The organism is Nocardiopsis prasina DSM 43845 (assembly GCF_000341265.1).
GTDB lineage: Bacteria > Actinomycetota > Actinomycetes > Streptosporangiales > Streptosporangiaceae > Nocardiopsis > Nocardiopsis prasina.
On record NZ_ANAE01000042.1, the window covers coordinates 1 to 5,174 of the forward strand.

The 5,174-nt window shown below is 71.4% G+C and carries 5 protein-coding genes; 2 read left to right on the plus strand and 3 right to left on the minus strand.

Features of this window, described 5'->3' with window-relative positions:
• A partial coding sequence (locus tag D452_RS29350) for a zinc-binding dehydrogenase (protein WP_152498507.1) occupies positions 1-113 on the minus strand: 113 nt, incomplete at its 3' end.
• Positions 114-255: 142 nt separating this feature from the next.
• Positions 256-1,617, minus strand: coding sequence for a KamA family radical SAM protein (locus tag D452_RS0101190; protein WP_026128863.1), 1,362 nt, complete (start codon positions 1,615-1,617; stop codon positions 256-258).
• Between the two features lie 387 nt (positions 1,618-2,004).
• Between D452_RS0101190 and plsX the strand changes: the two genes are divergently transcribed.
• On the plus strand, positions 2,005-3,108 hold the full coding sequence (gene plsX / locus D452_RS27470) for a phosphate acyltransferase PlsX (RefSeq protein WP_051061226.1): 1,104 nt from the start codon (positions 2,005-2,007) through the stop codon (positions 3,106-3,108).
• Positions 3,109-3,186: 78 nt separating this feature from the next.
• The gene (gene argS, locus D452_RS0101200; protein WP_017542339.1) at positions 3,187-4,920 is read left to right on the plus strand and encodes an arginine--tRNA ligase; all 1,734 of its coding nucleotides are present in this window, start codon (positions 3,187-3,189) and stop codon (positions 4,918-4,920) included.
• Positions 4,921-4,950: 30 nt separating this feature from the next.
• Here argS and D452_RS0101205 read toward each other — a convergent pair.
• On the minus strand, positions 4,951-5,174 hold a 224-nt coding region (locus tag D452_RS0101205), incomplete at its 5' end, for a cellulose binding domain-containing protein (protein WP_026128864.1).

Here is a 5,174-nt window from a genome sequence, read left to right on the forward strand (position 1 = left end):
GTCCGTCCGACGGCCGTGCGGGCCTGCAGAGATCGATGCGCGTCGGCGGCCTCCTGCAGTGGGAAGGTCTGTCCGATGACGGGCCCGACCCGACCCTCCGCGGCCAGGTTCACGGCCTGCTCGGCGAACTGTTTCGCCGTAGTCGTGCTTCAGGTCAATCGGAATCAGGGTGCTCGGTCGCGGCCGAGCCCGTTCGCTCGGCCGCGACCGAATGAACCCGGACGAGCCCGCCGCCGGGCGTCCGGGAGCCCTCCGTCAGGCGCGGGCGGCGCCGACGAGGGCGGCGTCCTCGCGCGGGGCCTGCTCATGGGGGAAGCGTGTCGCCCCGAGAGCGGGCTGCAGATCGGACAGCCACGCGGCCTTGTCGTCATAGCGGGCGAAGAAGGGCTTGCCCACCAGTTCGGGGTCGCGTGCCTGGATGAAGTGGCACACGAAGACCTTTTCGCCGGCGACCTCGGTGATCCCGTCGATGCACACCTTGCCGGGCGTGGCCGACATGGAGGGCCCGCGCACGGTGCGGGCCAGGCCGGAGACGCCGGCGAAGGCGACGCGGAAGATCTCGTAGGCCTCGGCCAGCGGGACGGCGAAGTAGTCCTGAGGTCCCGTGTCGCGCTCGACGAACATGTAGTAGGGCACCATGCCGTAGCGGACGTGGGAGCGCCACATGCTCGCCCAGGTCGCCGAGTCGTCGTTGATCGTGCGGATCAGCGGCGCCTGGGTGCGGATGACGGCCCCGGTGTCGCGGATGCGCCGCACCGCGTCCTGGACGAGAGCGGGCGCCATTTCGTTGGGGTGGGAGAAGTGCGCCATGAACGCGAGGTTCTTGCCCGAAGCGACGACCTCCTCGAACAGGCGCAGCGTGTCGTCGGCGTCGGGGTCGGTGGTGAAGCGCTGCGGCCAGTAGCCCAGCGCCTTGGTGCCGATGCGGATGGACTCCAGGGTCTCCACGGCCAGCAGCGGCTCGATGTAGCGGCGCAGCACCGAGTCGCCCATGATCATCGGATCGCCGCCGGTGAACAGGACGCTGGTGACCTCGGGGTGGTTGTGCAGATATTCGACCAGGTGGTCGATCTCGCCGGAGGCGAACTTCAGGTCGGGTTCGCCCACGAACTGCGCCCAGCGGAAGCAGTAGGTGCAGTAGGCGTGGCAGGTCTGCCCCTGTTTGGGGAAGAACAGCACGGTCTCCTGGTACTTGTGCTGCATCCCCTCCAGCGGGTCCTTGTCGCCGGTGGTGGGGACGTTGAGCTCCATCTGCCCCGCCGGGTGCGGGTTGAGCCGGCCGCGGATCTCGTTGGCAGCCGTATTGACCTCCTGGCGCGAGGCGTCCCGGCGGATCAGGTCGGCCATGCGCGCGACGTCGGTCTCGGGCAGCATGTCCGCCTGAGGGAAGACCAGCCGGTAGATGGGGTCGTCCGGCGCGGCGTCCCAGTCGATCAGCTCGTCGACGACGTAACTGTTGACCCGGAACGGCAGCACCGTGGCGACGGCCCGGACCGCGAGGCGGTCGGCCTCACCCAGCCCGGCGCGCGCCGTGAGCTCGTCCAGGTGCTTCGTCGTGTAGGCACGAAACCGACGTCCGGCGGACGGGGACGGTGCCGCGTCGTGCGTCAAGCTCACGTGTCTCCTCTCCTGGTGGCGACGGCCAGCCGTGCACGGGGAGCAGGGCAGGCGGTAGCCGGGGAGCCCGCGGTCGGCGAGCTTCCCTGGTCGTACGTCGGCGGGTTGTGCAGTCGGCAGCCGGGCGATGCGATCGCCCCGAACCGGCTGGAAAAGGGTCATACCCGAACCCGTGTGGTTCGTACCCGCTTTGCGGGCGCCAACCGCTGAGCAGGGCCCTTTCGGGCACGGTCGGCCGATCCGCACACGGCGGCCGGTACACGGCAGCGTAACGTGGTCCGCATACGGTCGGGACTGCCCGTGTACAGCTACGCCGCCGGCGGCTTCGGGGCCGCGCGGCGCCGGGACGGTCCGGACCGGTGCTTTCGTGAATCGAGGGAGGGGCGCGTGAGCACACCCCAGTCGGGGCGCGGCGTGCACAGCGGACCGGTCATCGCTCTGGACGCCATGGGAGGCGACCACGGCCCCCGGGAAGCCGTACGGGGCGCCGTGCAGGCGGTCCGCGAACACGGGCTGAGCGTGGTGCTGGTGGGCCGCCGGCCCGAGCTCGCAGGGCTGCTCGCCGAGGAGGACGCGGCCGGCGCCGTCCCGATCCGGCACGCCGAGGACACGTTGACGATGCACGAGGGTGCGCTGGCCAGCTGGCGCCGGCCCCGCTCCAGCATCGCCGTGGCCTGCCGGCTCATCCGGCAAGGCGAGGCGAGCGCGCTGGTCTCGACCGGATCGACCGGCGGCGTGGTCACCACGTCGACGGTGCGGCTGCGCACCCAGCACGGGATCATGCGCCCGGCGCTGGCGGTGTCGCTGCCCACACGCCCGCGCCCCACCGTTCTGCTCGACGCCGGCGCCAATGCCGACGCCAAGCCCGAGATGCTGGTGCAGTTCGCCCACTTGGGCGCCGCCTACGCCCGAAGCGCCTTCGGGACCCGGAACCCGAAGGTCGCGATGCTCACCATCGGGGCGGAACCGGGCAAGGGCAACCGGTTGGCGCGCAAAACCGCCGATCTGCTCACCGCCGCGGCCGCCCAGGCGCCGCAGTCCCAGCGGTTGGATTTCCGGGGCAACGTCGAGGGCCACGACCTCCTGGCGGGCGAGGTCGACGTCGTCGTCACCGACGGATTCACCGGCAACGTCGCGCTGAAGACGGTCGAAGGCGCCGTGCGCTTCACCATGGACGCCGTCACCGAGGCGATGACCTCCAGCACCGCGGCCAAAGCGGGGGCATTCCTGCAGCGCAAGGGGCTGCGGGAGCTGCGCAACCGGTTGGACAGCGAAACCTACGGCGGCGCGGTGCTGCTGGGCCTCAACGCCAGTGTGGTCATCGCCCACGGCGCCAGCCGGGCTCCGGCGGTCGAGCGGGCCTGCCGCCTCGCCCACGACCTGACCTCGGGGGGAATCGGCGAGGAAGTGCGCAGCCGCGTGCAGGCCGGGGCGCGCTCGGCGCGGCGATCGCGCACCGGGTCGGGCGGCGAGGACCAGCCCGCCACCTAGGGCGGGGCGCGGCACCGCCCGGGCGCCCCGAGCGCAGAACCGAACACGGGCGGTTTAGCAGCTCGGTAGGCTTGCACCATGGCCGCCCCGCAGGAGACTCTCGCAGCACGGGTCCAGTCCGCTCTCGGCGCAGCTCTCGGCGCCGAATTCGCCGGAACCGACCCCGTCATCCGCCCGTCCCAGTTCGCCGACTACCAGGCCAACGCCGCGTTGGCGCTGGCCAAGCGCCTCGGCCGGGCCCCGCGCGACGTCGCGACCGACATCGTCGCGCAGCTGGACGTCGACGACCTGTGCCGACACGTCGAGATCAGCGGCCCCGGCTTCGTCAACCTGACGCTGCGCGACGACTGGATCGCCGCGCAGGCCCAAGATCTGCTGAACGACCCGCGGGCGGGGGTTCCGAAGCAGGAGTCCGAGACCGTCGCGATCGACTACTCCGCGCCCAACGTCGCCAAGGAGATGCACGTCGGGCACTTGCGCACCACCGTCGTGGGCGACTCTTTGGTGCGCGTGCTGGAGGCGCTGGGCCACGACGTGGCCCGCCAGAACCACATCGGCGACTGGGGCACCCCCTTCGGCATGCTGATCGAGCACCTGCTCGACGCCGGCGAGGGATCGGCCGAGGCGGAACTCGTCAAGACCGACCCCAACGCCTTCTACCAGGCGGCGCGCGAGCAGTTCGACGCTTCCGAGGAGTTCGCGGCGCGGGCACGCAAGCGCGTCGTCGACCTCCAGGCGGGCGACGGCGAGACGCTGCGGCTGTGGCGGGAGCTGGTCGACCTCTCCACGGTGTACTTCAACCGGATCTACGACAAGCTCGACGTCACGCTCACCGACGCCGACCTCGCCGGCGAGAGCAAGTACAACGACCTGCTGCCCGGCATCTGCGAAGAGCTGGAGCGCGAGGGCATCGCCGAGATGAGCGACGGCGCGCTGTGCGTTTTCCTCGACGGCTATACCGGGCGCGAAGGCAAACCGGTGCCGCTGATCGTGCGCAAGAGCGACGGCGGCTACGGTTACGGCACCACCGACCTCGCCACGGTCAAGTACCGCGTCGAGGAGCTGGGCGCGCGCCGGCTGCTGTACGTCGTCGGCGCGCCGCAGTCCCTGCACCTGCGGATGGTGTGGGAGACCGCCCGCAAGACGGGGTGGCTGCCCGAGGACGTCGAGCCCGTCCACGTGCAGATCGGCAACGTGCTCGGCTCGGACGGCAAGATCCTGCGCACCCGCAGCGGAAAACCGCTGCGGTTGATGGAGCTGCTGGACGAGGCGATCGAACGCGCGGCGGCGGTGGTCGCCGAGAACCGCCCGGATCTGGACGAGGCCACCCGCGCCGGCATCGCCCGCGAGGTCGGCATCGGCGCCGTGAAGTACGCCGACCTCTCGGTTTCGCACGACTCCGAGTACGTCTTCGACTTCGACCGGATGCTGGCGCTGCACGGCAACACCGGCCCCTACCTGCAGTACGCGACCGCGCGCATCCGGTCGATCTTCCGCAAGGGCGGTGTGGACCCGGCCGGCGCCACGGGGCCGGTGGCGGTCACCGAGCCCGCCGAGCGCGAGCTGGCGCTGGCGCTGCTGGGCTTCGGCCCGACGGTGGCCACCGTCGGCGCGACCCTGGAGCCGCACCGGCTGTGCGCCTACCTGTTCGACCTCGCGCAGGCGTTCACCGGGTTCTTCGAGCACTGCCCGGTGCTGCAGGCCGCGGATCCGGCGGTGCGCGAGTCCCGTTTCGCGCTGATCGCGGCCACGCTGCGCACCCTGGAGACCGGTCTGAACCTGCTGGGCGTGCGGGCACCGGAGCAGATGTAGCGCCGGGGCGGGGTTCCCGCGGCGGAGGGGTCAGCTCGCGGAGCAGCTCACCGCGGGCGTGCCGTTGTCGCCGCCGTGTGTGCCGATGATGCCGAATCCGGCGCTTTCGCCGTCGTCCAGCGAGCTGTCGCGGCCGACGCCGGTCGCGGTGTAGGAGCCTGATCCGCCGGAGACCTCGGCGTTCCACGACTCGTCGATCTCCTGGCCGTCGGGGAACTCGACGGTCACCGTCCAGCCGCTGATGGCCGCGTCGG